Origin of the sequence: Paraburkholderia phymatum (genome assembly GCF_040965635.1) — a bacterium.
In the GTDB taxonomy this organism is placed as follows: Bacteria; Pseudomonadota; Gammaproteobacteria; order Burkholderiales; family Burkholderiaceae; genus Paraburkholderia; species Paraburkholderia phymatum_B.
Map to the genome: position 1 here is coordinate 13,684 of NZ_JBFRCH010000006.1, position 25,503 is coordinate 39,186.

23 protein-coding genes and 2 tRNA genes are annotated in these 25,503 nt (G+C 63.8%); 15 read left to right on the forward strand and 10 right to left on the reverse strand.

From position 1 onward, the window contains the following. Positions 1-4 precede the first annotated feature (4 nt). On the reverse strand, positions 5-556 hold the full coding sequence (locus AB4Y32_RS13660) for an RBBP9/YdeN family alpha/beta hydrolase (RefSeq protein WP_368721854.1): 552 nt from the start codon (positions 554-556) through the stop codon (positions 5-7). A gap of 53 nt (positions 557-609) precedes the next feature. Further along, positions 610-2,451 carry a gamma-glutamyltransferase gene (gene ggt, locus AB4Y32_RS13665; RefSeq protein WP_368721855.1) on the reverse strand — a complete coding sequence of 614 codons (1,842 nt, stop codon included), beginning with the start codon at positions 2,449-2,451 and terminating at the stop codon, positions 610-612. A gap of 448 nt (positions 2,452-2,899) precedes the next feature. Between ggt and AB4Y32_RS13670 the strand changes: the two genes are divergently transcribed. Continuing rightward, positions 2,900-4,621, forward strand: coding sequence for a glutamine--tRNA ligase/YqeY domain fusion protein (locus tag AB4Y32_RS13670; protein ID WP_368721856.1), 1,722 nt, complete (start codon positions 2,900-2,902; stop codon positions 4,619-4,621). Positions 4,622-4,789: 168 nt separating this feature from the next. Continuing rightward, entirely contained in the window at positions 4,790-5,704 is a 915-nt protein-coding gene (locus AB4Y32_RS13675) for a transporter substrate-binding domain-containing protein (RefSeq protein ID WP_368721857.1), read from the forward strand. Positions 5,705-5,745: 41 nt separating this feature from the next. Here AB4Y32_RS13675 and AB4Y32_RS13680 read toward each other — a convergent pair whose 3' ends face one another. Then, positions 5,746-6,204, reverse strand: a complete 459-nt coding sequence (locus AB4Y32_RS13680) for an NUDIX hydrolase (RefSeq protein WP_368722118.1) — start codon at positions 6,202-6,204, stop codon at positions 5,746-5,748. Then, a complete protein-coding gene (locus AB4Y32_RS13685; RefSeq protein ID WP_368721858.1) occupies positions 6,201-6,590 on the reverse strand; it encodes an RT0821/Lpp0805 family surface protein in 390 nt (129 codons plus the stop codon). The genes AB4Y32_RS13680 and AB4Y32_RS13685 overlap by 4 nt, the downstream gene beginning before the upstream one ends. A 319-nt stretch (positions 6,591-6,909) precedes the next feature. Here AB4Y32_RS13685 and AB4Y32_RS13690 point away from each other — a divergent pair, with 319 nt between their 5' ends. Continuing rightward, positions 6,910-7,140: a hypothetical protein gene (locus AB4Y32_RS13690; RefSeq protein WP_368721859.1), complete on the forward strand. Its 231-nt coding sequence runs from the start codon at positions 6,910-6,912 to the stop codon at positions 7,138-7,140. On the opposite strand, the gene AB4Y32_RS13695 is transcribed toward AB4Y32_RS13690, so the two are convergent. Continuing rightward, the gene (locus AB4Y32_RS13695; RefSeq protein ID WP_368721860.1) at positions 7,119-8,564 is read right to left on the reverse strand and encodes a cytochrome-c peroxidase; all 1,446 of its coding nucleotides are present in this window, start codon (positions 8,562-8,564) and stop codon (positions 7,119-7,121) included. The genes AB4Y32_RS13690 and AB4Y32_RS13695 overlap by 22 nt on opposite strands. Before the next feature lie 215 nt (positions 8,565-8,779). Here AB4Y32_RS13695 and AB4Y32_RS13700 point away from each other — a divergent pair, with 215 nt between their 5' ends. Then, positions 8,780-10,357 (forward strand): acid phosphatase, encoded by a 1,578-nt coding sequence (locus tag AB4Y32_RS13700; RefSeq protein ID WP_368721861.1) that lies wholly within the window; start codon positions 8,780-8,782, stop codon positions 10,355-10,357. Between the two features lie 215 nt (positions 10,358-10,572). Here the strand turns inward: AB4Y32_RS13700 and AB4Y32_RS13705 are convergent. Further along, positions 10,573-10,647: transfer RNA gene (locus tag AB4Y32_RS13705), tRNA-Arg, on the reverse strand. Positions 10,648-10,886: 239 nt separating this feature from the next. Next, positions 10,887-11,717 carry an undecaprenyl-diphosphate phosphatase gene (locus AB4Y32_RS13710; protein WP_368721862.1) on the reverse strand — a complete coding sequence of 277 codons (831 nt, stop codon included), beginning with the start codon at positions 11,715-11,717 and terminating at the stop codon, positions 10,887-10,889. Between the two features lie 568 nt (positions 11,718-12,285). On the opposite strand from AB4Y32_RS13710, the gene AB4Y32_RS13715 reads away from it, so the two are divergent. The 5 genes from AB4Y32_RS13715 to AB4Y32_RS13735 all read left to right on the forward strand — a co-directional run bounded on the left by AB4Y32_RS13715 (position 12,286) and on the right by AB4Y32_RS13735 (position 17,116). Next, on the forward strand, positions 12,286-13,203 hold the full coding sequence (locus AB4Y32_RS13715) for an aldose epimerase family protein (protein ID WP_368721863.1): 918 nt from the start codon (positions 12,286-12,288) through the stop codon (positions 13,201-13,203). A gap of 140 nt (positions 13,204-13,343) precedes the next feature. Further along, positions 13,344-14,069 (forward strand): peptidoglycan DD-metalloendopeptidase family protein, encoded by a 726-nt coding sequence (locus AB4Y32_RS13720; RefSeq protein WP_368721864.1) that lies wholly within the window; start codon positions 13,344-13,346, stop codon positions 14,067-14,069. 248 nt (positions 14,070-14,317) lie between these two features. After that, the gene (locus AB4Y32_RS13725) at positions 14,318-14,647 is read left to right on the forward strand and encodes a hypothetical protein (protein ID WP_368721865.1); all 330 of its coding nucleotides are present in this window, start codon (positions 14,318-14,320) and stop codon (positions 14,645-14,647) included. A gap of 742 nt (positions 14,648-15,389) precedes the next feature. Then, positions 15,390-15,698: a DUF2288 domain-containing protein gene (locus tag AB4Y32_RS13730; RefSeq protein ID WP_368721866.1), complete on the forward strand. Its 309-nt coding sequence runs from the start codon at positions 15,390-15,392 to the stop codon at positions 15,696-15,698. Beyond that, positions 15,695-17,116 carry an MATE family efflux transporter gene (locus AB4Y32_RS13735; protein ID WP_439899784.1) on the forward strand — a complete coding sequence of 474 codons (1,422 nt, stop codon included), beginning with the start codon at positions 15,695-15,697 and terminating at the stop codon, positions 17,114-17,116. Before AB4Y32_RS13730 ends, AB4Y32_RS13735 begins: the two co-directional genes overlap by 4 nt. 47 nt (positions 17,117-17,163) lie before the next feature. Here the strand turns inward: AB4Y32_RS13735 and AB4Y32_RS13740 are convergent, their stop codons facing one another. After that, positions 17,164-17,337, reverse strand: coding sequence for a hypothetical protein (locus tag AB4Y32_RS13740; protein ID WP_368721867.1), 174 nt, complete (start codon positions 17,335-17,337; stop codon positions 17,164-17,166). Positions 17,338-17,500: 163 nt separating this feature from the next. On the opposite strand from AB4Y32_RS13740, the gene AB4Y32_RS13745 reads away from it, so the two are divergent. The 5 genes from AB4Y32_RS13745 to AB4Y32_RS13765 all read left to right on the forward strand — a co-directional run bounded on the left by AB4Y32_RS13745 (position 17,501) and on the right by AB4Y32_RS13765 (position 19,999). After that, positions 17,501-17,674 (forward strand): hypothetical protein, encoded by a 174-nt coding sequence (locus AB4Y32_RS13745; protein WP_368721868.1) that lies wholly within the window; start codon positions 17,501-17,503, stop codon positions 17,672-17,674. 330 nt (positions 17,675-18,004) lie between these two features. Next, complete coding sequence (locus tag AB4Y32_RS13750; protein ID WP_368721869.1) at positions 18,005-18,163, forward strand: DUF3309 family protein; 159 nt, start codon at positions 18,005-18,007, stop codon at positions 18,161-18,163. A 132-nt stretch (positions 18,164-18,295) separates the two neighbouring features. Beyond that, positions 18,296-18,372, forward strand: a tRNA-Pro gene (locus AB4Y32_RS13755). 188 nt (positions 18,373-18,560) lie between these two features. Beyond that, positions 18,561-19,019 carry a histidine phosphatase family protein gene (locus AB4Y32_RS13760; protein WP_368721870.1) on the forward strand — a complete coding sequence of 153 codons (459 nt, stop codon included), beginning with the start codon at positions 18,561-18,563 and terminating at the stop codon, positions 19,017-19,019. 164 nt (positions 19,020-19,183) lie between these two features. Then, positions 19,184-19,999: a GNAT family N-acetyltransferase gene (locus tag AB4Y32_RS13765; protein ID WP_368721871.1), complete on the forward strand. Its 816-nt coding sequence runs from the start codon at positions 19,184-19,186 to the stop codon at positions 19,997-19,999. A 196-nt stretch (positions 20,000-20,195) separates the two neighbouring features. Here AB4Y32_RS13765 and ppx read toward each other — a convergent pair whose 3' ends face one another. Further along, positions 20,196-21,785, reverse strand: a complete 1,590-nt coding sequence (gene ppx, locus AB4Y32_RS13770; RefSeq protein ID WP_368722120.1) for an exopolyphosphatase — start codon at positions 21,783-21,785, stop codon at positions 20,196-20,198. 197 nt (positions 21,786-21,982) lie between these two features. Between ppx and ppk1 the strand changes: the two genes are divergently transcribed. Beyond that, complete coding sequence (ppk1, locus tag AB4Y32_RS13775) at positions 21,983-24,046, forward strand: polyphosphate kinase 1 (protein ID WP_368721872.1); 2,064 nt, start codon at positions 21,983-21,985, stop codon at positions 24,044-24,046. 93 nt (positions 24,047-24,139) lie between these two features. Here the strand turns inward: ppk1 and phoR are convergent, their stop codons facing one another. Next, on the reverse strand, positions 24,140-25,453 hold the full coding sequence (phoR, locus tag AB4Y32_RS13780) for a phosphate regulon sensor histidine kinase PhoR (protein WP_368721873.1): 1,314 nt from the start codon (positions 25,451-25,453) through the stop codon (positions 24,140-24,142). Positions 25,454-25,503: the final 50 nt, after the last annotated feature.

The following is a 25,503-nucleotide window of genomic DNA, read 5'->3' on the forward strand; positions in this document are numbered from 1 at the left end:
GATCTCAAGCCATCGACGCGAGCCAGCGCTGCCCTTCTTCCCAGTCGCCGAGCCCGCTATCGGCATTGATGTGGCCGCGCGGGCCGATGCTCTCCCAGCGGCTGCCCCATGCCGCCGCGCATGCCTGCGAGAACGGCACGCCACCGTACGGATCGTCGGTGCTGGCGACGACGATCGATCTGAACGGAAGCCTCTGCTGAGGCACGGCATCGAAGCCGCTTGCATCGGCGGGAAATTCAGGCCCTGCCGGATCGGGCACCGCGACGAGCAATGCGCCCGCCACTTTCGCCAGCGCATCCTTCGACGCATGGCGCGCCGCCCAGAACGCCACCGTCAGGCAACCGAGGCTATGCGCCGCAAAAAGAACGGGCCCCTTCGACGCGGCAACTGTCGCGTCGAGCGTCTCGCACCACGCGTCGCAAACGGGATGGTCCCAGTCGCGCATCGGCGCGCGGTCGAAATTCGGATACCGCGCTTCCCAGCGGGTCTGCCAATGCCCTGCGCCGGAATTCATATAACCCGGCAACACGATCACGTTCTGCTGCTCCAGCGCCATTCCTTTCCCCGTTATTCGTTTTGTTGTCGACAGGCGGCAGCGCGCCGCCAGCGCTATTGAATCACACGGCCCACGCCCGCGCCGCGCGGATCGGCGGCCGGCTGCGGCGTCGTGCCGTCGATGCGGATCATCTGCACGTCGCCGTTGAAGGTCTGGCCCTGCAGCGTATAGCCGCGCGCCTTCAGTTGCGCGGCGAGATCGCCGTCGATCGGCTGATACGGCTCGTAGTAGATCGTCTTCTGCGGCAGCAGCTGATGGTGAAAGCGCATCGCCGCGAGCGCATCGGCGGGCGGCATATTGAAGTCGTACAGGTTCGTCATCACCTGGAAGATCGTCGTGAGGATCCGCGACGCGCCCGGGGTGCCGATCACGAGCGACACCTTGCCGTCCTTGAGCAGGATGGTCGGCGTCATCGACGACAGCGGCCGGCGGTTCGGCGCGATCGTGTTGGCGTCGCCGCTCGTCACGCCCGACTGGTTCGGCACGCCCGCCTTCGCTTCGAAGTCGTCCATCTCGTCGTTCAGCACGAAGCCGCCGCCGTCCACCACCACGCCCGAGCCGAACGGCCCGTTCAGCGTGTACGTGTTCGAGACGGCGTTGCCCCACTTGTCGACGACGGAGAAATGCGTCGTCTGCGCCTTCTCCGGCATCGAGTCGCCGAGGCCCGGCTTGACGGATGCGGCGCCCAGCACTTCGTCGGGCGTGATTTCTTCGACGCGCTTCGCCAGGTAGGCGTCGTCGATCAGCCTGTCGACGGGGACGCGATACGAATCGGGATCGCCCATGTACTGCTGGCGATCGGCGAACACGCGGTCTTCGATCTGCGCGATCAGATGGATGTACGGCTCCGAGTTGAGCGCGAGCCCGTCGAACTGCGGCTTCAGGTCCGCCTTCATCTTCAGCATCTGGATCAGCCCGATGCCGCCCGAGCTGGGCGGCGGCGCGGTGACGATCCGGTAGCCGTTCCAGTCGGCCGCGAGCGGCTGACGCCAGACGGCCTTGTACTGCACGAGGTCCGTCTTCGTGATCAGGCCGTGTCCGTACATCTGCTTCGCGATCAGGTCGGCCGTCTGTCCCTCGTAGAATTCGCGGCCGCCGTCGGCAGCAATACGCGACAGCGTCTGCGCGAGTTCGGGCTGGCGGAACACGACGCCTGTCTTCAGGTTCGAGAAGTACGCGTCGAAATTGGTCTTGCCGGCGAACCCCTTCGCGGCAAGATCGCGGCGCTGCTGGAGCCACGCGTCGACAGTGAAGCCGTCGGTCGCGTATTTGATCGCCGGCGCGAGCACCTGCTTCCATTTCAGCTTGCCGAAGCGCTTTTGCGCCTCCCACATGCCGGCGACGGTGCCCGGCACCGCCACCGCACGATGCCCGACGAGGCTCAGGCCAGGGATCACATTGCCCTTCTCGTCCAGATACATGTCGCGCGTCGCGCGCTGCGGCGCCGTCTCGCGGTAGTCGAGAAAGTACGGCTTGCCGTCCACGTACAGCGTCATGAACCCGCCACCGCCGATATTGCCCGCGTCCGGATACGTGACGGCGAGCGTGAACGAGATCGCGACGGCCGCATCGACGGCATTGCCGCCCGCCGCGAAAATCTGCTGCGCGGTGTCGGCGGCATAGCGGTCGGGTACGGCAACGGCCGACGCGTCGAGCGCCGCCTTCGGTTGCGGCGTCTTTGCATCGGCGACGGGCGCGGCGACGAAGCCGGCTGTCAGTACGGCCGTCAGCGACAGGGCCGCCGCGACACTCGCGGCACGCGCGAGGCGCGCCGAGCGCCAGCTCACGTTCGAGCGGGAGTCGGCAAGGGCCGGTGCATGACCATCGGCGCAAAAACAGGCGCGGTCATCGGCATCAAAAAGCGCGCGAAATGCGCGCAGCGTCGGAAAAGACATCCGAGAAACTCCGGGCTCGGTGGACCTGTCCCTCGCGTGCGCAGCGGCAGAGGCTTCTTCAAGGCTCAAGGCGAGGACAGATCGCGTCATGCGGCTGGACCAGCCGCCGCGTCACCCGGGCGCAGCATGCCCGGGCCCTGGACAGAATAACGGAAACGCGGCGTTGGCCGGAAAGACGGCGCCCAGCGCGAAGGCCACGCGAATCGGATCATGCGCGGCCAGCACGCGATGGCGCGCGTCGCATGCTAAGCGTCTCCCGCCTGTGGCGCCAACGCGATTTACCTCCTGTTACAGCACCCGTTGCTGCCCCAAAAAGCGCCGATCCCGCGCCGATGTGGACCGCGCGCCGTACACGCAAGCCTAAAGACTGTCGTCGAATGTGTCGTCAGGTAGAATTGACAGACCAACGGACGCATATAGTGTCCACGACCGACTTTCTCCTTCTCGCATGAACAACGAACGCAAAGACGCCGAGCGCAACGACGCGCCGGTTTCCAACTTCATCCGCAACATCATCGACGACGACAACCGCTCCGGAAAGTGGGGCCAGCGGGTGGAAACGCGCTTCCCGCCCGAGCCGAACGGTTATCTGCACATCGGCCATGCGAAGAGCATCTGCCTGAACTTCGGCATCGCGCAGAGCTACGGCGGCGTCTGCCATCTGCGCTTCGACGATACCAACCCGGAAAAAGAAAGCTTCGAGTACGTCGAGTCGATCATCGACGCCGTGAAGTGGCTCGGCTTCGAATGGAACAAGGAAGGCAACGAGCATCTCTACTTCGCGAGCGACTACTACGACAGGCTCTACGAGTTCGCCGAGCTGCTGATCACGCGCGGCAAGGCGTACGTCGATAGCCAGACGGCCGAAGAGATGCGCCTGAACCGCGGCTCCGCGACGGAAGTCGGCAAGCCGTCGCCGTTCCGCGAGCGCAGCGTCGAAGAGAACCTCGACCTGTTCCGCCGCATGAAGGCGGGCGAGTTCAAGGAAGGCGAGCACGTGCTGCGCGCGAAGATCGACATGTCGTCGCCGAACTTCAACATGCGCGATCCGGTCATCTACCGCATCCGCTTCGCGCATCACTACCGGACGGGCGACAAATGGTGCGTGTACCCGATGTACGACTACACGCACTGCATCTCGGACGCGCTCGAAAACATCACGCATTCGCTCTGCACGCTCGAGTTCGAAGACCACCGGCCGCTCTACGACTGGATTCTCAACGAACTCGCCGACGCCGGCATCTTCACGCGTCCGCTGCCACAGCAAATCGAGTTCTCGCGTCTGAACCTCACGTATGCGATCACGAGCAAGCGCAAGCTGCTGCAACTGGTCAACGAAGGCCATGTCGACGGCTGGGACGACCCGCGCATGCCGACCATCGTCGGCGTGCGCCGGCGCGGCTTCACGCCGGACAGCGTCAAGCTGTTCTGCGAGCGCATCGGCATCACGAAGGTCGATTCGTGGATCGACATGAGCGTGTTCGAAGGCGCGCTGCGCGACGATCTCGACGAAAAGGCGCCGCGCGCGACGTGCGTGCTCGATCCGCTCAAGCTGATCATCGACAACTATCCTGAAGGCCAGACGGAAGCGTGCAGCGCGCCCGTCCATCCGCATCATCCCGATCGCGGCGTGCGCACGTTTCCGTTCTCGCGCGAACTGTGGATCGAGCGCGAAGACTTCAACGAGGCCGCGCCGAAGGGCTACTTCCGCCTGTTCCCGGGCAACCGCGTGCGGCTGAAGTACGGCTATGTCGTCGAATGCACGGGCGCGGACAAGGACGAGAACGGCAACGTGATTGCCGTGCACTGCAACTACTTCCCCGACAGCCGCTCGGGCACGGAAGGCGCGAACAGCTACAAGGTCAAGGGCAACATCCACTGGATCAGCGCCATCGAGGCCGTGCCCGTCGAAGTGCGCGTCTACGATCGCCTTTTCAAGGAAGCACAGCCCGACGCGGGCGGACGCGATTTCCTCGAAGCGCTCAACCCGGATTCGAAGCGAATCGTCAATGCGTACGTCGAGCCGGGCCTGCGCGACGTCGAGCCGGAGCAGCGCTATCAGTTCGAGCGTCACGGCTACTTCGTCGCGGACCGCTACGACACGAAACCGGGCAAACCCGTATTCAATCGCATCGTCAGTCTGCGCGACAGTTGGGGAAAGCCGGCGTAAGCCGCATGTCTGGCTGCCCGTCGCGTGTGTCGATGATCCGGCACTGTCCGGCATGCTGCGCCTGATGCGCCTAAGGCGCACGCATGCTGGCAAGCTGACGCCGCGCACGACGACACGCGGCGGGCGTCACGTTGCAGCCGGGTGATCGCCGCCGGCCCAGGGGGAACGATGAAGGTTGCAATCAAGAAAAAACTGGCGGCGATCGGGACTGTGGCAGCCGTGGCGCTGACGTCGCTCGCACCGTCCGCGCATGCTGACGAACTCACGGGCACGCTCAAGAAAATCCACGACGACGGCACGATCGTGCTCGGCGTGCGCGAAGCGTCGATCCCGTTCTCGTATGCGAACGGCGACCGCACGATCGGCTATTCGCAGACGATCGCACTCGCCATCGTCGACGAAATCAGGAAGACACTCGGCATGCCGAACCTGCGCGTGCGCGAAGTGACGATCACATCGGCGAACCGCTTTCTGATGCTGGTCAACAATCAGATCGACCTGGAGTGCGGCTCGACCACGCACACGCGCGAGCGCGAAAACGTCGCCGCGTTTTCTAACAGCTTCTTCCAGTACGCCGTGCGGATGATCGCGCGCAGGAACGCGGGCATCACCGATTTCGCCGATCTCGCGGGCAAGCCGGTCGTGACGACGGCGGGCACGTCGGACGAACGCCTCGTGCGTCAGCTGAACAGCGACAAGCAGTTGAACATGCGCATCGCGAGCGCGAAGGATCATTCGGACGCGTTCGCCGCCGTGAAGGCCGACCGCGCGGTCGCGTTCGTGATGGACGAACCGATTCTCTACGGCTTTCGCGCGACCGACCCGCGCCCAAACGACTTCATCGTGACGGGCACGCCGCTCGGCTATGAAACCTACGCATGCATGTTCCGCAAGGGCGACGAGCCGTTCCGCGAACTGGTGAATCGCGTCATCGCGAAGATGCAGACGTCGGGCGAGGCCGAGCGCCTCTACAACATCTGGTTCACGCAGCCGATTCCGCCGCACGGCATCAATCTCAACTATCCGCTGTCGGCGGAAATGCGCACGCTGTTCGCGCATCCAAACGACAAGGCGCTCGATTGACGCGCAGTTGTCTGGAACAACGGGTGTGCGTGAAGACGCGGTTATTGCGCGTCGAGTGTCCGGTGCAACTCGGCGAGCGATAGCGTCGTCTCAAAGAGCCGCGTGAGACTGCGGCTCGCGTAGTGCTCGACTTCATCGGGCGCGCACCAGCGGAACGCGTCCATCTCCGGAATCATCGTGCCGTCGAAGCGGCGCGGAAACATCGACGTGCACGTGCAACGCGTGAGGTCGAGTTCGTCGGCGCAGGCGCGCGCGGCGAACAGATGCAGGTCCTTGTCGCGCCGGTAGACGAAAAGGCCGAGGTCCTTCAGACGCCCGGCCGCCACGACGATGCCCGTTTCCTCTTCCAGTTCGCGCAGCGCGGCGACGTGCGGCGCTTCGCCCTCTTCGCCCTGGCCTTTCGGAATGTCCCAGTGATTGGTGTCCGTGGCGTGCGCCAGCAGCACTCGACCGTCCGGGTCGAGCAGCACGACGCCACAGGAAACCGTACGCGCGCTCAATGCTTCTTCTGCAGCACCCACGAGCCGCTGCCTTCGCGGCAGTACTGCGGGTTCAGGTTCATCGACTGCCCTTTGGCGCTCAGCACGACGCGCAGTGAACGGCACGTGCGGTCGCCCGTCTTCGACGTGGCGTCGGGCGTGATCTGCGCATCGATTTTCGTGCTGTTGCGCAGGCCGTCGTTGTTCCATGTGGCCGTTTCGCTGTCCTGCTTCTTGTTGAGCGCGTCGATGGCAGCCGCTCTCAAGGAGTCGATATCGGCCTGCTTCATGTACGACATCGGCGTGTCGTTCAGAAAACCGAGATTGGCAGCGTGCGCGCCGATTGCGCTCGCGAGCAGCAGCCCGCCCAGGGAAAGTTGAAACGCGGCTCGGGTTCGCATCGACATGAAGAGTCTCCGGAGAAGATCAGATTCGGCGGCAATTGGCGGCCATGCTACCGGCTCGCGATCTGGACCTCAAAAGAATAGCACGTGTGAATAGCTCGCCGCCGACACGCACGCTGCATGCGGACAGCCGTAGGCTCGCTCAGATCGAGCTTCGCGCGTAAGCGAAAACGAGATGTCGTTTTCGGCGTCGCGCCTATGCCGGTCAACCTCTTGAGCGCAATTTTAGGACACGTCTCATAGGCGCTGGAGCGGGCGATCCCTAACATGAGCCGCGTCAAATCCCGCAGCCGTTTCTGCTCGCGCGTCGAGACTCACGCTCATGGACCTCTTGTTCGCTCTCCAGTTTTTTGCCGCGATGCTGACGCTGATCTGCGTCGCGCTCGGCATCATCGTGATGCGTATCGAACCCGCGCCGATGCCGACCGTCGTGCGCATCCACGGCATGCGCCGCAGCAAGTGGCCATGCGTGGCGACGCGGGCAGGCCTCGTGTGTCTGCTCGCATCGTTCGCGTTGCCGGTCGGCGGCTGCTATTTGCTGCTGACGAGATGAGCGTCGGCATGTTGCTCGGGCGCGTCGGGCTGATAGCCGTCCGTCAGCGTCTTAAGGAACGCGACCACATCCTTGATCTCTGACTCATCCAATGCCGGCTTGTCACCCGGCTTGCGATCGAACGGCGGATCGGTATTCAGATTCGCCCAATACTTCTTCGGCAGATCGTCGAACTTCTGCACCTTCCCCTTCACGACCGGATAGAACTTTTCCGGATTCGTATCGCGCTGTGCGTAAAAGCGGACCACGTCTTCCAGCGAGTGATAAATTCCGTTGTGGAAAAACGTCTCGCGCAACGCGACGTTGCGCAGCGTCGGCGTACGGAAGATTCCGCAGTACTCGTCGCGTCCCTTCAGATCCGTACGCTCGGGACCGCATGCGCCCAGATCGTAGAAATGCGAATCGCGGTTCGCCGACAGCGCGCGATTGCGCGGCACGCCGATCGCGATCAGGCCGAAGTCGGTGAACGCGGGAGGCGCGCCGTCGAGTGCGCGCTGGCTCAGGTGACAGCTCGCGCAGTTGCCCTTCTTTTCATCGTTGAAGAGTTGCAGGCCGCGCATCTCGGCCTTGGTCAACTGCGCCTTGCCCGCGAGGTATGCGTCGTACTTGCTCGAATACGGATAGAACAGTTCCGGCGTCTGCTCGAACACTTCGAGCGCCTGTAGCACCGCCTTGAACGTCGCGTCGTCGCTGTCGAAGACGTGCTCGCCGAACGCGTCGCGAAACTGGGCCGCATACGGCGCGGCCTTTACGGCCGCCGCCACTTTCTGCGGATTGCTGCCCATTTCGAACGACGACATCAGCGGAAAGCGCGCCTGCGCATGCGCGCTATTCACGCGGCCGTCCCACATCAGGCCGCCCGTCGGCCCGGCATCGACGCTCTCGTCGCCTTCGTCGTCCGAATCGTGGTAGTGCTCGGTGAACGCCGGCACGTTCTGCAGATACTTGATGTTCGGCGCCGCGCGCAAACCCTGCTGGCGCATGTCGTGGCCGCCCAGTTGCACGGAGAGCGCATTCGGCGGGCCGAACGCATGCTGTGGGCTATGACACGACGCGCATGCCAGCTTGCCCGAGCCAGATAGCGACGGATCGAAGAATAGCTGCTTGCCGACAGCCGTCATTTTCCTGACGGACTCGAACACCTGGGCGCGCGTCTGGCCGCCTGCGGGCACGGGAGCAGCGCCGTTCGCCGCCACCTTTTGCGTCTGCGCGCCGCTCGCGTTCGCTGCCGCTACCACTGCCGCTGTCGCTGTCGCTGCTTTAGTCGACCCGGCCGCGCCGTCCTCAGATGTCGCTCGCGCATCGCACGCCGACAGCATCGCCGCGAGCATCGCGGTCAGGCAAGCCGCGCCGATCCATCCGGCGCGCCGCGCCCCTTCCTTCGACAACCACTCTTTCCGAATCCCCGTTACATCGCGCCACATGGTCTTGTTACCTGCTCGTTGAATCGACGCGACGAGCGTATTTCACGGACATGTCGTCCAAATGACATAAAGCCGACGCCGCACGGAAGGCCACAAGCTGAACAGAAGTTATATGTAAGAAATTAATCGTTCTGTCAAAAACGCTTGCGACACTCTCGCCGCCGGGCGTCCGACAAGGACTCGCCGCCGGTCCCCCTACGCGAGAGAGAGAAACCATGAACAAAAAACTGATCTGCGCGGCGCCTATTGCGCTCGCCGCAGCTGTCGGGCTGTACGCTTGTGGCGGTAATTCGGATTCCACACCGACGCTCTCGTCGGTCAAGAACGTCGTAGTCATCTATGCGGAAAACCGCAGCTTTGACAACCTCTATGGCAATTTCCCGGGCGCCAACGGCCTGCAGAACGTGACGGCCGCGAACTCGCGCCAGATCGACCGCGACGGCTCCGTGCTCGCGACGCTGCCGCAGGTCTGGGGCGGCCTGACGATCGCGGGCGTAACGCCCGTCATCACCCAGGCGATGACGGCGAACCTGCCGAATGCACCGTTCGCGATCGACGATCCGAACGGCTTCAACGTGCCGCTCAACGTCACGACGCGCGACCTATATCACCGTTTCTACGAGAACCAGATGCAGATCCATGGCGGCAAGAACGACATGTTCGCCGCGTGGGCCGATTCGGGCGGCCTCGTGATGGGCCATTACACGGCCAACGCCGACAAGCTGCCGCTCTACAAGCTCGCGCAGCAATACACGCTCGCCGACAACTTCTTCATGGGCGCGTTCGGCGGCTCGTTCCTGAATCACCAGTGGCTGGTCTGCGCGTGCACGCCGTTCTATGCGAACGCGAACGCGAGCCCGGCCAAGGGCTCGATCTCGGCAGTCAATGCCGACGGCGTGAGCCTGACGCTCGCGGCGACGTCCGCGGCATCGGCGCTGACCAACAAGCCCACCTTCGTCAACTCGGGCAACCTCACGCCGGATTTCTACGCGATCAACACGATGCAGCCGCCGTATCAGCCGAGCGGCAACAAGGCGGCGGCCGGCGGCGACGCGACGCTCGCCGATCCCTCCGCCGCGACGACGCTGCCGCCGCAGACCAGCCAGCACATCGGCGATCTGCTGAACAACGCGGGCGTCTCGTGGGCGTGGTATGGCGGCGCGTGGGGCCAGGCGCTGAGCGCGGCGCAAAGCGGCACGTCGGGCGTGATCTACGGCGCGAACAACAGCGCGCCTAACTTCCAGCCGCATCACCAGCCGTTCAACTACTTCGCCGATCTCGCGCCGGGCACCGACAACCGCGCGAAGCATCTGCTCGACGGCGGCGTGAACGGTTCGGAGTTCATCAAGGCCATCGACGCCGGCACGTTGCCGCAAGTCACGTTCTACAAGCCGCAGGGTAACCTGAACGAGCACGCTGGCTACACCGACGTCGCGCAAGGCGACCAGCACATCGCCGACGTGATCGCGCATCTGCAGAAGAGCCCACAGTGGAACAACATGGTCGTGATCGTCACGTACGACGAGAACGGCGGCTTCTGGGACCACGTCGCGCCGCCGAAGGGCGACCGCTGGGGTCCGGGCTCGCGGATTCCCGCGATCATCGTGTCGCCGTACGCGAAGAAGGGCTTCGTCGATCATACGCAGTACGACACGACGTCGATCCTGCGCTTCATCACGCAGCGTTTCAATCTGCCGGCTCTGCCGGGTCTGACGGCGCGCGACAACGCGCTCGTCGCCAACGGCGGCCAGGCGATGGGCGACCTGACGAACGCGCTCGACATCAAGAAGTAATCACGCAGGCAGGTCCGTCACCGGTAACGGGCACGCAACAGTCGCGCACTCATCCACGTTCGGTGCGCAACGCTTCGGGGCAGCTTCGGCTGCCCTTTTTTGTGGGCGCTCGCTGCTCGCTCGCGCGATGGACGCGGAGCGTGAAAAGACGTCAACGTTGGCAGAGAGGAGGAGGAGGAGGAGATGAATCTGCGCCGAACGGCGCAAGGACTGGATGGCCCCCCCACGAGGAATCGAACCTCGATTTCAGGTTTAGAAGACCCGTGTTCTATCCGTTGAACTATGGGGAGGCGAAGCCAAAATTTTAACCTGGCCAGCGACGGCAGGTTGAGCGCCAGACGCGCATCGGATATCGCGGGTTGCAAGCCCGAACATGCACGCGCCGGGTGACACACGCGTTCACGGCAGCGCGCTTCGACACACGGAATGTTGCGAAACGACGCGTCGCCCGAAAACAAAAACAAAAAGGCCCGGCGTCGCCGCCGGGCCCGCGATTATAACCGATCGCTTTAGCCGATCGCAGCAGTCGTCAGACCGGCTGTGGATGCGTCATGAACCAGCCGAGAAAGGCCACGCCCGCGAGCACGCAGTACACGCCGAACGACGCCAGCCGCCCGCGCCCTTCGAAATAGCGCATCAGGAAACGCACGCTCAGATACGCGGCGATGGCTGTCAGCACGCCGCCGAGCAACGCGTCGGCGAGCTGGTCCGGTGCATGGAAGAGCTTCGGCAGTTCGAGCACGCCCGCCGCGAAGATGATCGGCGTGCCGAGCAGGAACGAGAATTCGGCCGCCTTCTCCGCGGTGAGTCCGGCGCCGTTGCCGGCGATCATCGTCAGGCCGCTGCGCGAAAAACCTGGGATCAGCGCGCCGATCTGTGCAAGGCCGACCAGGAACGCCTGCTTGAACGTCAGCTTCTCGGGCGGACGATGCGCGCGTGCGCGCTGCAGGCGGTCGCCGAGCCACAGCAGGATGCCGTTGACGATCAGCGCGATCGCCACGATCCGCAGATCGTGGAAGACGCGTTCGAGCCGCTTTTCGAGCACCAGGCCCACCAAACCCGCTGGAACCGTCCCGATGATGAGGGCCCACATCATATGACCTTCGTCATTGCGGCGGCCCGACAGCGAGGCGAAAAAGCCGCTGAAAAGGGCAATCCAGCGATCACGGAAGTACCACAGCAGCGCGAACGCGGTGCCGAGATGCAGCGCGACGAGGAACGGCAGCAGTTGCGGCGCATGCTTGTCGATATGCATGCCGAAGACAGCGGGAACGAGCAGCGTGTGACCAAGGCTGCTCACGGGAAACAGTTCCGTGACGCCCTGCAGCACGCTCAAAAAGATCAAAAACGACAGGCTCACGCGTCGGTCCTTTTGAAAAGTAGGGAGGGAGAACAGCACGCCGGAGCAGGTGTCCGGCGTACGAAGTCGGGTCCGATTATGCCGGTGCGGCCTGGTCGCGCCAAGGACAAAAGTTCGCCTTTACGCGAACTTCGCCGCGCCGCAACAATTTCGAAAGACTCATTACGGCGATGAAAGCAAAAAGGCCCGCCTGGAAGGCGGGCCCGTGTGCGGAGGCTGCGTGGACCGTCGGTTCGTGCCGACGGCTCAACGTGGAATCTCGTCGCCCCGTTTCAGCGTGTAAATTTATAGAAGAAATAGATCGTACTGCCCGTAAACATGCCGAACAGTGCCACGCTCATTGCCATTGCGAGATCCATCGCCCCTCCTGAAAACCGAGTGTTCGCAACCGACGGCTACCCGTCGCAATACACATTATCGATTGCGCCGACTGTGCGGTAACACCCGCAATTTCCCCAGAAGGGTTTCCCCGTAGCCCAAAGGGGCGCAAAATCGGCGTTCGCCGCGCCGCTGCGTCGGAACCGTGTACGCCGACTCCTGTCTCAACCGCTTTCTATCGCCCATTGCCATGCCTCAATTCCAGCAACAGGACATCATCGAAATCGCCAGGGACGGCTCCCTGCTCCGCTTCGCGCCGCAAGCGGGCGGCCGCCTGCTGTCGTGGGACATCGACGGCCAGTCGGTGATCTTCTGGCCCGAGCGCGCCGACTGGAGCCAGCCCGCGCGCGTGCGCGGCGGCAATCCGCTGCTCTTTCCGTTTCTAGGACGGCATTTCGTCGACGGCCAGATCGGCCGCTGGAAGGACGCGCAAGGCACCGTGCGCGATCTGCCCATGCACGGCTTCGCGCGCGATCTGCCGTTCGAGGCGACCGTCGACGAAGCCACCCGCTCGATCAGCATGACGCTGACCGACGGCGATGCGACGCGCACGGGCTATCCGTTCAGCTTCCGCTTCGAAGCGACGTACACGCTCGTCGACGCGCACACGCTCGACGTCGATTTCGTCACGACCAACACGGGCGCCGCCGGCAGCGAGCCGCTGCCCTATTACGCCGGCCATCACTTCTACTTCACGCTGCCGCATACGCAGCGCGGCGAGACGGTGCTCGAGCTGCCGCGCACGGTGCGCCGGCACCAGGAGCCGGACGGCTCGCTCAGCGCCGGCGAAGCGGGCCAGCCGGATTACCGGCTCGACGATCCGGGCATTCTGGACCGCTTCCATTGCCTCGACGGCGCGCCTGACCATGTCGTGCGCGTGGTGGCGCTCGGCCTGAACCGCAGCATCACGATCGATCTGCAACGCCCCGGCTCGGTGCCCTGGTTCGCCGTTACGACGTGGACCGAAAAGCCCGACTCGGATTTCTTCTGCATCGAACCGTGGCTGGGTTTGCCCGATGCGATCCACAATCGTCAGGGTCTGCGCTGGCTCGAGCCAGGCGACACCGAAACGGCTTCGCTGCGTATCGTCGTCGGCATGCTGCCCTGAGCGCGCGATGCCGCGCTCGGCCCGTTCTTCGCGCCGCGCTGCGGCGAAAACGCGGCATGCCTTGCAAACCCGTTAGAATTGGACGTTTTTGCATCTGTCGCGTGATCGGGATCGCGCGCGGCAGCGTCTTGCGAGGTCCAATGTTGACAACAAGAATCCGACGGCTGGTCTGCGTGTCGATGATCGCAGCACTGGCCGCATGCGGCTCGGCCCCCGCGGGTCCGGGCTACTATCGCGTCGAACGGGGCGACACGCTGTACAAGATCGCGCGCAGCAACCGCACGTCGGTCCAGAACATCGCACGCTGGAACAACCTGTCGAACCCCGACTCGCTCGAGGTCGGCCAGGTGCTGCGCGTTGCGCCGCCGCCCGGAACGGCAACGGCGAGCACGGGCTCGGCAGGTTCGGCAAAGAGCAGTGGCAGCGCGGGAGCTTCGGCGAGTTCGTCATCGTCATCGACGCGCAGCGCCGCCGACGAGACGCCTTCGACACCCGCATCGTCGATCTCGCTAATCTGGCCGGCGAGCGGCAATGTGATCCGCAGCTTCGACGGAACGAACTCGAAGGGCATCGACATCGCCAACGTCGCGGGCACGCCCGTGTTCGCCGCGGCGGGCGGCACGGTCGTCTATGCGAGCAATGGTCTGCGCGGCTACGGCAACCTGCTGATCATCAAGCACAACGCGGACTACCTGACGGCGTATGCGCATAATCGCACGTTGCTCGTGAAGGAAGGCGAGACGGTGCAGCAAGGCCAGAAGGTCGCCGAGATGGGCGACTCCGACAACGACCGCGTGATGCTGCATTTCGAGCTGCGCTACGACGGCCGCTCGATCGATCCGGCGCGCTCGCTGCCGCCGCGCTGAGCGCGCAGGCCTGCTCGCGATGCAGCACAAGAGACGTCGCGCGCGGCGTGCGGCGCGCGTGGGACACAGACCACGGACGAGAGCCACGGGCTAAGGGCCACGGCAAAGACGCGCAACCGCGCGCACCGCGCAAGGTAACCCGGCGGCCCTTGCGCGGCTCCATCAGTCAGTCAGGCACGCGAGCACGTTCCGTGCGACGCGCGCCGGCACCGCGCGAATGCGCGCAACGATACAGAGAGGACATTCCGATGAAAAACGCCCTTGCGGCAGTTCGCGCGGTGGCGGCCAGCGCCGCGATCGTGGCATTGGCCGGCCTTGCGGGCTGCGCCAGCTCCGGCTCGACGACGCTCACCTATTTGCCGAACGGCGACACCGGCTTCGCGATCAACTGCAGCGGCAGCGATGCGAGCCAGAACTGGGGCGAGTGCTACAAGCGCGCCGGCGAAACATGCGGCGCGTACGGCTACGACGTAATCTCTAAGGACGTCGACAACGGCGCGACGGCGGGCGGATCGCTCGGCGGCGTGCTCGGCGCGAACGTGAAGAACCGTTCGATGGTGGTTCGCTGCAAGCAGTAGCGGCTAATACGTTAGCCGTCGCCGTATTGTTGTCTGATGTTTATCGCGCATGGCAAAAAAAGGCCCGGCGCAAAGGCCGGGCAAACGGGGGTTCGGCGCATATCGGCAAAGGACCGGTTCACCATGCGCCGAAACGAAATCTAGCAACGCGCCTATAGCCACGCAATCGATTAATTGTGCGAATAGTGTGAGTCGGCGCACGGTTTGAAGCCGGACTGAATGACGCGGCACTCAGTTTGGAAACCGAATCAACTCGACTCCTTTAGTCCGATGGTTAGTCCGAGCAATGGCCGATTGCCCGCAAACCCAGGCATAGCGGGCTTTCAGAAGTTCATAAAAATAGCGCGTGCGAATCGGCTGACACTGGCGCATTGCACGGATTCACGCATTTCACTTCGATGATGACATGCATGAAACTTGGTGCGCCAACGCACCCTTCCGTTGCGATTCTTTGCGGGATTTTTGTCAGATTTAATAAATGAAGATCTAGCGTCATTAGGCCATTCTCGTCGGTTATTGGAGCGGTATTAAAGCGCAAACGTTCGGCGGCTAATCGGCTTATTGACGTCGCAGTTCGAGCATCGCGCGGAACTGGCTTCGATATTGCATGGCGCTTCATGACGGCAAAGAAAAGCCGCGCGGCCAAAAGGTCGAGTCGTCGCCTATGGTTTATAGTTACGCCCGCCCGTGTCGGCGCTCGCCGCCCGCACGCCCAGTCACATCATGCTGTTCAACGATCGCCATGACTTCCTCCGATACGCCACAAAGCCCGCTCTACGAGAAACTGCTCGGTGAAACCGCGAAGATCGGCTGGACGGAACTCGAACGCTTCTTCGCGCGCGGCATGCTGTTGCGCGTCGCGCGCGATCTCGATCTCGTGAGTGTCGCCGAGGCGATCGCCAACGACGATACGACGCAGGTCACGCAATGGCTGTCGGCGGGCCTCGTCGAGCGTGTGCAGTCGGAGACGGCCGCTGACTTCGCCGCACGCGATCCGGACCTGTGGGCCGTCGTCGTGTCGCCGTGGGTTTGCGTGCAGGAACGCGATTGAACGATCGCGCGAACGATCGCGCCGAAGTCCCGGCCGCGCTGGACGCTCCGTCTGCCTCCGCCGTGCCCGCCGCCGTGCCCGTGCGCTGGCATCGGCGCGTGCTGACGCTTGCGTTTCCGATCGTCCTCGCCAATCTGACCCAGCCGATTCTCGGTGCTGTCGATACCGCCGTCGCCGGGCATCTGGACAGCCCGTCGTATCTCGGCGGCGTGGCCTTGGGCGGACTCTTCTTCAACTTCGTGTTCTGGGGATTCGGCTTTCTGCGCATGGGCACGACGGGGCTTGTCGCGCAGTCGTTCGGCGCCGACGATCAAGCCAGCCTGCGCATGAACATCGTGCGCGCGTTGCTGCTCGCATTCGCGATCGGCGCCGTGGTGCTGGCCCTGCAGGTGCCGCTGATCGACTTCGCGGTGCGCGCGATCGGCGGCAGCGATGAAGTGCAGGGCCATGCGCGCACCTACTGTCACGCGCGCATCTGGGCCGCGCCGCTCGCGCTCGCGAACTATGTCGTGCTCGGCTGGCTGCTAGGCACACAACGCGTGCGTGTCGCGCTCGTCACGCAGGTGTTCATCAACGCGGTGAACATCGTCGCCGTGCTGCTGTACGTGTACGCGTTCCATTGGGGCGTCGCGGGCATCGGCGCGGCGACCGCGACGGCCGACGCGCTCGGCTTCGCGTTCGGCGCCGTGCTGTTGTGGCAGATGCGTCCGCGCGGCCTGCCGCCGCTCGAACGCGCGGCGCTGCTCGATCGCGATGCGTTGACGCGCATGGTCGCGATCAACCGCGATATCTTCGTGCGCACGATGTGCCTGCTCGGCACGTTCGGCTGGTTCGCGCATCTCGGCGCGCGGCAAGGCGATGCCACGCTCGCCGCGAATGCGCTGCTGCTCAATTTTCAGACCTTCATGGCGTACGGGCTCGACGGCTTCGCGCACGCAGCCGAGGCGCTCGTCGGTGCGGCGATCGGCGCGCGCAATCGCGATGCGTTCCGCCACGCCGTCAAGGCGACGATGCTCTGGTCGGCGCTCGGCGCGCTGTGCTTCGCGATCGTCTACTGGGCGGCGGGAGCGTGGATCGTCGAGGGGCTCACCGACCAGCCCTCCGTCCGAGCGACGGCGCAAGCCTTCCTGCCATGGTCGGCGCTTTCGCCCGTCGTTTCGGTGTGGGGTTTTCTGCTCGACGGCGTGTTCATCGGCGCGACGCGCACGCGCGATCTGATGACGTCGATGATCGTGTCGCTGGGCGTGTTTCTCGCGGCGTCATGGGCGCTCGTCGGCGCATACGGCAACCATGGACTCTGGGCTGCGCTGCTGCTCTTCATGGCCGCTCGCGGCCTCACGCTGGCACGCTTGCTGCCGCGTCTCGCGCGCTGTGTCGGGCCCGACAGCGGGCCAGACACAGCGGGCCGTCACAGCTGAGCGGCGGCTGCCTCATGTCGATGCGAATCGCGCGCTCGGAGCGCGCTTCATTTCGGTGCGACGGGTGCGTCGATCATTGCGGGCGGGCGATCGTCGGTCGGCACGCCGTGATAGTCCGCCGGGTCCTTCGGCGGCACGCGATGATGAATGGTCGTATCGTCGGCACACGCCGATAGGGCGAACAGCGAAAACAGCGAGGCGGACAGCAGGAAGCGCTTCATAAACAGGTCGAAGAGATGTGAGCATCGACGGATGACGTTGGGGCCACGAGTCTACCCGCAAAGCGCATTGTGCGCCGCGTAAGCGGTCTTTATCCGCGTTGTGCCAACTGGCGGCGGTTGTTCTACTATGTAGCCATCGTTGCAGTCGCCGAAGGAGACAGCCATGGATGCCGAATCGATCGCAGGCCTGATTGGACTTGCCGTGGGATTGCTGGTGCTCGTCGCACTGTCGGTTTTCGAATCGCGCACCTATCGCCGTGAACATCACGGCGAAGGGATGATGCACCACTGGCTCGCCGAGCATCACGTCTTCGACAAGATGCACCGCAGGCACTGAGTCCGACGCGCCGCACTTGCGGCGCGCGTTTTTTGTTCGCCTGAATTTTCGCCGGGCGCGTGCGTCGGTCTGACGGGCGTACGATTCCGGCATGCTTGCGTCCGCGCTTGCCGAGCGCGGCGTTTATGCACGTTGAACGCGCGCTTTCCTCCCGCATTTCGCCTTCTCTCCCGTCGTCTCCGCTACACGTCGGGTATATGCCTTGCTCATTTGTAAGCCATGAAACGCGCATCGTGCGCGTTCGACGATCCCGCGGCGCGCGTCGTCATGCTGCTCTCGCGCACGTCGAGCGGTCTCCATTCGTGGCGCGGCCATATAAGGAGAGATAACATGACCCTTGGAACCATTCTGTTGATCGTGGTAATCCTGCTCCTGATCGGCGCCCTCCCAAGCTGGCCCTATAGCCGCGGGTGGGGCTACCGTCCGACGGGACTCGTCGGCGTGGTGCTGATCGTCGTGATCGTGCTGCTGTTGATAGGGCAGATATGACCGTCGTGCGACAGCGATCGATGTTAAGTGGTCCGTCGCCATCCCGGTCGTCTTTTCTGCCTTGCTTTGTGGGCTCGTTGCGGCCGAGATTGACGGGCGAACATCAATGCGGATAGAATCTCTGGCTCGCGTCGGAGCGTAGCGCAGCCTGGTAGCGCATCTGATTTGGGATCAGAGGGTCGAAGGTTCGAATCCTTTCGCTCCGACCACCAATAAAGCTGTCGATAAAACCCGTGTCGCCTTTGGTGCCACGGGTTTTTCTTTTTCGGCGTTGTCTGCGCGCGACGCTCGAAGCCGCCGACCGCATTCCCCGAAAACACCGACAAAACAAAACTCCCCTCACCGCACGTTGTCCATACTGTCGATATCAGCCGATACGTGTCTTGGAGACAACGCAATGAACCTGATCCTCTGGCGTCACGCCGAAGCCGAAGACGTCGCGTCGAGCGACCTCGCCCGCCAGCTGACGGCGCGCGGCCGCAAGCAGGCGCAGGCGTCCGCGAAATGGCTGCGCGCGCGCCTCCCCGACGATGCCGTCATCCTCGCGAGCCCTGCCACGCGCACGGTGCAGACAGCCGAATCGCTGACGGACCAATACCGTGTCGCGCGCGAAATCGCGCCGGACGCCAGCGCCACCGATATCCTCACGGCCGCCGGCTGGCCCGACGGCATCGCGCCCACCGTCGTCGTCGTCGGCCATCAGCCGACACTCGGCCATGTCGCCGCGCGCCTGCTCGCCGATAGCGGAGCGAGCTGGTCGATCAAGAAATCGGCGATCTGGTGGCTCGAAAGCCGCAACCGCGGCAATCACGAAACGGCCGTCCTGCGCGCGGTGATCGGCCCCGACTTTCTCTGATCCGCGCCGCGTGGCAGAAAAACAGCGAATGACCGTCGAAGGCCCCGCGAAAGCGTCGGCCTTACGACACGTCATCGAATCGTCATAGCATTGCCACGTGAGCGTCACCGGGCGTTACTACATTGGCGTCGAAGCGAATTTCACATTTTCGACCAGGAACGCCAATGCGAGAACTGCCGACGCCAACCCTGCCCTTCGCATCGATCCTCGAGCCGCGTCGCCGCCTGCCGCGCACGGAAGAAACGGTCACTGCCCAGCATCGTCTGCAAGTGTCGTGGGCGCGCACCGACGAGGAGCTTCGTGAAGCGCAGCGTCTGCGTTACCGCGTCTTCGCCGAGGAAATGGGCGCGCGCCTGTCCGGTCCCGCCGGCCTCGACGTCGATTCGTTCGACGCTTACTGCGATCACCTGATCGTCCGCGATCTCGACACGCTCAAGGTGGTGGGCACCTACCGCGTGCTGCCGCCGCACCAGGCGGCGCGCATCGGCCGCCTGTACGCCGAGGGCGAGTTCGACATCTCGCGCCTCACGCATCTGCGCTCGAAGATGGTCGAAGTGGGCCGCTCGTGCGTGCACCCCGACTATCGCAGCGGCTCGGTGATCATGTCGCTGTGGGCGGGTCTCGGCTCGTACATGCAGCACAACGGCTACGAAACCATGCTCGGCTGCGCGAGCGTCGCGATGGCCGACGGTGGCCACTACGCGGCGAACCTGTACGCGTCGCTGCAAGACGATGCACTGACCGCGCCGGAATATCGCGCGTTCCCGCACACGCCGCTGCCTGTCGACGAGTTGCAGACGGGCGCGAAGGTCGCGCCGCCGCCGCTCGTCAAAGGCTACCTGCGCCTCGGCGCGAAGATCTGCGGCGCGCCGGCATGGGATCCCGACTTCAATACGGCCGACTTCCTGACGCTGTTCCGCCTGTCGGAGATCAACTCGCGCTACGCCCGCCACTTCCTCGGCGACGCGCTGCCGCGCTGAGCGCCTTCGCGAACGTATTGCGCGGTTCGTCTCGCGCAATACGCAATACGCGCCATCGCGCCGCGTCCGCCGCATCGCAGCGAGACATTGAAGCGAAAAACAAAAGAGCCCGGTACCGACCGGGCTCTCTCGCTTGCAGCATGAGATGTGATGCACGCAGCAGCCTCCGCATCGGAAGCGCATGCCGCCTGAGCGATCAATCGTCCGTATAGACGACGCGATACGGCGTGCGAATCTTCTCCCACTCCGCCGCTTCCTGGATCAGGCTGTAGTCGGTCAGCGGATTGTTCGCGACCCACGAATTGGCCAGGCGCACTTCGTAGCCGCCGTTCGCTTGCGCGACGTGTATTTCCGGCAAGCCGGCGTCGGCACGGCGACGGCAAAACAGCGCCGCCAGCCGCAGACAGAACAGCAGCTTCCATTCGAGATCGCGCGTCTGCGCGAGCTTGCCGAGCTTGCCCGCATGACCGACGACGAGCGCCGCAAGGCGTGCCTGGTCCGTGCGCGAGAAGCCCGGCATGTCCGCGTTGCTCGCGATATACGCCGAGTGCTTGTGATACGCGCTGTGCGAAATCGATAGCCCGATTTCATGCAGCGCAGCGGCCCAGCCGAGGAACATCCGGTTCTCTTCTCGCACTTCCGCATCGGGCTCGTCGAGCTGATCGTAGAAGTTCACGGCGAGTTCGCCGATACGGCTTGCCTGCGCGCGATCGACGCCGTAGCGCCGCATGAAGCCTTCGACCGTGATCGTGCGCATGTCCTGATGCTGCGAGCGGCCGAGCAGGTCATACAGCACGCCCAGGCGCAATGCGCCGTCTGTCGTATCGACGTAGTCGACGCCGAGTTCGTCGAACACGGCAATCATGATCGAGAGTCCGCCCGCCAGCACGGGCACGCGGTCCGGCTTCAGCGCGACGAGCTTGAGCCGGTTGACGTTCTCCGCCTTGATCAGCGCGCGCTTCAGACGCTCGAGACCGCCGCGCGATATGCCGTGCGTGATGCCCGGATCGTTGAAGCCGTTCGCTTCGACGAGTTCCGCAAGCGCGCGCGCCGTGCCCGACGAGCCGATGCCCTGGTCCCAGCCCGTCGCCTTGTAGTCGGCCGAAATGATCTGGATTTCGCGCGAGGCCGCAAGCTCGGCCTGACGCATCGTGTATTCGTCGACGTTGCCCGACGGGAAGAACTGGCGGCTATGACTCACGCAGCCGATATACAGGCTCTCCATCCTGATCGGCGTGTAGTGCGAACCGATGATGAATTCCGTCGAGCCGCCGCCGATGTCGACAACGAGCCGCTTGCCCGCGCTTGCCGGCACCGAATGCGCGGCGCCCGCGTAGATCAGGCGCGCTTCTTCGCGGCCTGCAATGACTTCGATGGGGAAACCGAGCGCCGCTTCCGCTTCGCCGAGAAATTCTTGCGCATTCTTCGCGACGCGCAGCGTATTGGTCGCGACGGCGCGCACATGATCGGGATGGAAATCGCGCAGACGCTCGCCGAAGCGCTTGAGTGCATCCCAGCCGCGCACCTGCGAAGCACGGTCCAGCATTTTCTCGCGCGAGAGGCCAGCTCCGAGCCGCACCGGTTCGCGCAGCGCGTCCACCTGATAGATCTGGCTGCCCGCATCGGTTTCTTCGACGCGGCCCACGATCAGGCGGAAGCTGTTCGAGCCGAGATCGACGGCGGCGAGTAGTGGCGGAGTATTGACCATCGGGAAGGGGGACCTCATGCGCGCAGATGCTGCGCCCCTGGCGGGCACATTCGTCACCGCGTTGTTCAAAGTCGCCATTTTAAGCGTACTGGACATCGCGCTGTCACCTCCGCCATTGTCGTGCGCTATCGTCACATATAGTTACGTCATATTTACGACACGCGGAGTCAAAAGCGTAAAATTACGAAAACCTCAATTCACGCACCTGTCATCATACTGTGAGAATTTCCGAGCGTCCTTTCGAGTCACCTCCCGATCTCTCATTCTCACCGCCGATGTCCAACCGCTACCCTCTTTTGAATCGCGAGCTGGGCATTCTGGGATTCAACGAGCGTGTGCTCGCACAGGCTGCGGACCCGGCCGTACCTCTTCTGGAGCGCTTGCGCTTCATCTGCATCACCAGCAGCAACCTCGATGAATTCTTCGAAGTCCGCATGGCGGGGCTTCAGGAACAGATGCGCGACAACCCTGGCGCGCTGTCGCCTGATGGGATGTCGCTGCAGCATGTCTACGATCTCGTCGTCGAACGCGCGCAGAAGCTGGTGCATCGTCAGTACACGATGCTGCAGGACACCGTGCTGCCTGCGCTCGAAGACGAAGGCATCTACTTTCACGGCACGGAAGCATGGAACGAAGCGCAGACGCACTGGGCGCGCGACTACTTCTTCGATGAACTGCTGCCCGTCCTGACGCCGATCGGCCTGGACCCCGCACACCCTTTTCCGCGCGTGCTGAACAAGAGCCTGAACTTCGTCGTCGAACTGGAAGGCAAGGATGCGTTCGGACGCCAGGCCGTGATGGGCATCGTGCAGGCGCCGCGCGCGCTACCGCGCCTCGTGCGCATGCCGCAGGAACTGTCCGGGTATCCGCATGGCTTCGTGCTCCTCAGTTCGCTGCTGCAACGCTTTGTCGGCGAGCTGTTTCCGAATCTCGTCGTGCGCAGTTGCAACCAGTTCCGCATCACGCGCAACAGCGAACTGTTCGTCGACGAGGACGAAATCACGAACCTGCGCGTCGCGCTCCAGGGCGAGCTGCCCGCGCGCCATCTGGGCAATGCGGTGCGGCTCGAAGTATCGGCGGAAACGCCCGCGCATCTCGTGCGTCGTCTGCTCGATGAAAGCGGCCTCACGCAGAAGGACTGTTATTACGTCGATGGCCCCGTGAATCTCGTGCGTCTGATGCAATTGCCCGAGATGGTCGACCGGCCCGATCTGAAGTTCGTCCCGCATATTCCCGCCACGCCGCCGCAGATCGCCAACAGCGCGAGCCTCTTCGACGTGATCGATCAGGGCGACGTGCTGCTGCATCATCCGTACGAGAGCTTCCAGCCGGTGCTCGAATTGCTGTTGCAGGCCGCCAAGGACCCGAACGTCGTCGCGATCAAGCAGACCATCTATCGAACGGGCACCGATTCGCCGCTGATGGACGCGCTGATGCAGGCCGCGCGCAACGGCAAGGAAGTGACGGTGGTGGTCGAACTGCTCGCGCGCTTCGACGAAGAGACGAACATCAACTGGGCGTCGCAACTGGAAGCCGTCGGTGCGCATGTCGTGTACGGCGTGGTCGGCCACAAGTGCCACGCGAAGATGATGCTGATCGTGCGGCGCGTGTCCGAAGGCGGCAAGTCGATTCTGAAGCGCTACGCGCATCTGGGCACGGGTAACTATCATCCGCGCACGGCACGGCTCTATACCGACTTCGGTCTGATGACGGCCGACCAGAAGATCTGCGAAGACGTGCACCACGTGTTCCAGCAACTGACGGGCATCGGCGGCGAGTTGCCGCTGCACGAGCTGTGGCAGTCGCCGTTCACGCTGCATCCGAAGCTCGTCGACGCGATTCGCGCCGAGGCCGAGCATGCACGCGCGGGCAAACGCGCACGCATCGTCGCGAAGATGAATGCGCTGCTGGAGCCGACCGTCATCGCGGAACTGTACGAAGCCTCGCAAGCGGGCGTGAAGATCGATCTGATCGTGCGCGGCGTGTGCTCGCTGCAGCCGGGCGTCGAAGGGCTGTCGGAGAACATCACGGTGCGCTCGATCGTCGGCAGGTTCCTCGAACATCACCGCATCTTCTACTTCCACGACGACGGCCGCGAACAGGTCTATCTGTCGAGCGCCGACTGGATGGACCGCAACTTCTTCCGCCGCGTCGAAGTCGCGTTCCCGATCAACGACCGGCGTCTGAAGCGCCGCGTGATTGCGGAAGGCCTGTCGGCATTCCTCGGCGACAACCAGGCCGCGTGGCTGATGCAAAGCGACGGCCACTATCGCCGGCGTCGTCCGGGCAAGTCGTCGCGCAATGCACAGATGAGTCTCCTGACGAAGTTCTGCTCATAAGCGCCGCGATCAGGCGAACATGCAAAAGAGCCCGCAAATTGCGGGCTCTTTCGTTTCAACGGGCGGTGTCGCTGCCGGACGTTCGACTGAGTCTCAAGCGGCCGTCGTATGCAGCAACGCCGTGCGCGCGGCCGGAAAGCGCACCGTGAACGTGCTGCCGCGCCCTTCTTCGCTCTTCACGTCGAGTTGCGCGTCGTGCCGCTGCAGCACGTGCTTGACGATCGCGAGCCCGAGGCCCGTGCCGCCCGTGTCGCGCGAACGGCTGCGATCGACGCGATAAAAGCGCTCCGTCAAACGCGGGATATCCGCAGCGGGAATGCCGAGGCCGCTGTCGGCGACGACGAACGTCGCCTGTCCGCCTAGCGCACGCCAGCTCACGTTGATCGAGCCGCCATCCGGCGTGTAGCGGATCGCATTCGTGACGAGGTTGCCGAACGCGCTGAGAATTTCCGTTTCGACGCCCGTGACCGTGAGCGCTTCGTCGGCATCGAACGCGATCCGGTGACGTCCCGCCGACAGGCTTTCCGCATCTTCCTGCAAATGCCTGACCACCGCGCGCATGTCGACCATCTGATTGCTCGGCGGCTTGTTGTCGCCTTCGAGCGTCGCGAGCACGAGCAGATCGCTGACGATGTGCTGCATCCGCTGCGCCTGCTGCATCATCAGGTCGAGGTAGCGCGCGCGTTCTTCGTCGTCGAGCGGAATATCGCGCATCGTTTCGAGAAAACCGGCGAGCACCGTCAGCGGCGTCTTCAGTTCGTGCGAGACGTTTGCGACGAAATCGCGGCGCATCGCGTCGGTGCGCTCGAGTTCCGTGATGTCCTGCGACAGCACGAGCTTGCGGTTCTCGCCATACGGGAACACCTGCACGGAGAGCACGTTCTGCCGCTTGTCGCCCATGCCCCGCATGATCAGCATCTCATCGTATTGATGCGAATTCAGGTAGCGGACAAAGTCGGGATGACGCACCAGATGCGTGATGTGCTGACGCAAGTCGCGCTTGGCGTCGAGGCCGAAGTGCTGCTCGGAGATCGCGTTGCACCACTCGATCTGATCGTGATCGTCGAGCATCGCGACGCCGTTCGGCGATGCCTGGATCGCCTGAATGAAGCGCGAGTGCTGCTGCTCGACCTGGCGCACCTGCGCGTGCCAGCGCTTGGCGAGCTTGTGCAGACGGTAGTAGATTTCGCCCCAGATGCCGGGCGCGCTCGGCACTTCGCCATAGACGGGCGCATCGAGCAGCCGCCACAGACGCTGCTTGTGGAACGTGCTGAAGATACCCTGCGCGAGCAGCGCGATCACGGCGAGGCTCAGCGCCGCCTTCGTGTTGACGAATATGCCGACTGCCACGCACAGAACAGCGAGGAGCACGAGCGATACCAGGGAGCGCGCCCAGATGATGTTCATGTGTTCCTGCGATGTTAGAGACCTAACCTTGAGACATCAGAGACAACAAA

What these genes read in the sequence shown, in the direction of transcription:
- AB4Y32_RS13675 (WP_368721857.1), top strand. Translation starts at nt 4,790, where the DNA reads ATGAAGGTTGCAATCAAGAAAAAACTGGCGGCGATCGGGACTGTGGCA.
- ggt (WP_368721855.1), bottom strand. Translation starts at nt 2,451, where the DNA reads ATGTCTTTTCCGACGCTGCGCGCATTTCGCGCGCTTTTTGATGCCGAT.
- AB4Y32_RS13730 (WP_368721866.1), top strand. Translation starts at nt 15,390, where the DNA reads ATGACTTCCTCCGATACGCCACAAAGCCCGCTCTACGAGAAACTGCTC.
- AB4Y32_RS13695 (WP_368721860.1), bottom strand. Translation starts at nt 8,564, where the DNA reads ATGTGGCGCGATGTAACGGGGATTCGGAAAGAGTGGTTGTCGAAGGAA.
- phoR (WP_368721873.1), bottom strand. Translation starts at nt 25,453, where the DNA reads ATGAACATCATCTGGGCGCGCTCCCTGGTATCGCTCGTGCTCCTCGCT.
- AB4Y32_RS13670 (WP_368721856.1), top strand. Translation starts at nt 2,900, where the DNA reads ATGAACAACGAACGCAAAGACGCCGAGCGCAACGACGCGCCGGTTTCC.
- AB4Y32_RS13740 (WP_368721867.1), bottom strand. Translation starts at nt 17,337, where the DNA reads ATGAAGCGCTTCCTGCTGTCCGCCTCGCTGTTTTCGCTGTTCGCCCTA.
- ppk1 (WP_368721872.1), top strand. Translation starts at nt 21,983, where the DNA reads ATGTCCAACCGCTACCCTCTTTTGAATCGCGAGCTGGGCATTCTGGGA.
- AB4Y32_RS13725 (WP_368721865.1), top strand. Translation starts at nt 14,318, where the DNA reads ATGAAAAACGCCCTTGCGGCAGTTCGCGCGGTGGCGGCCAGCGCCGCG.
- AB4Y32_RS13715 (WP_368721863.1), top strand. Translation starts at nt 12,286, where the DNA reads ATGCCTCAATTCCAGCAACAGGACATCATCGAAATCGCCAGGGACGGC.
- AB4Y32_RS13745 (WP_368721868.1), top strand. Translation starts at nt 17,501, where the DNA reads ATGGATGCCGAATCGATCGCAGGCCTGATTGGACTTGCCGTGGGATTG.
- AB4Y32_RS13760 (WP_368721870.1), top strand. Translation starts at nt 18,561, where the DNA reads ATGAACCTGATCCTCTGGCGTCACGCCGAAGCCGAAGACGTCGCGTCG.
- AB4Y32_RS13690 (WP_368721859.1), top strand. Translation starts at nt 6,910, where the DNA reads ATGGACCTCTTGTTCGCTCTCCAGTTTTTTGCCGCGATGCTGACGCTG.
- AB4Y32_RS13660 (WP_368721854.1), bottom strand. Translation starts at nt 556, where the DNA reads ATGGCGCTGGAGCAGCAGAACGTGATCGTGTTGCCGGGTTATATGAAT.
- AB4Y32_RS13720 (WP_368721864.1), top strand. Translation starts at nt 13,344, where the DNA reads ATGTTGACAACAAGAATCCGACGGCTGGTCTGCGTGTCGATGATCGCA.
- AB4Y32_RS13685 (WP_368721858.1), bottom strand. Translation starts at nt 6,590, where the DNA reads ATGTCGATGCGAACCCGAGCCGCGTTTCAACTTTCCCTGGGCGGGCTG.
- AB4Y32_RS13765 (WP_368721871.1), top strand. Translation starts at nt 19,184, where the DNA reads ATGCGAGAACTGCCGACGCCAACCCTGCCCTTCGCATCGATCCTCGAG.
- ppx (WP_368722120.1), bottom strand. Translation starts at nt 21,785, where the DNA reads ATGGCGACTTTGAACAACGCGGTGACGAATGTGCCCGCCAGGGGCGCA.
- AB4Y32_RS13750 (WP_368721869.1), top strand. Translation starts at nt 18,005, where the DNA reads ATGACCCTTGGAACCATTCTGTTGATCGTGGTAATCCTGCTCCTGATC.
- AB4Y32_RS13700 (WP_368721861.1), top strand. Translation starts at nt 8,780, where the DNA reads ATGAACAAAAAACTGATCTGCGCGGCGCCTATTGCGCTCGCCGCAGCT.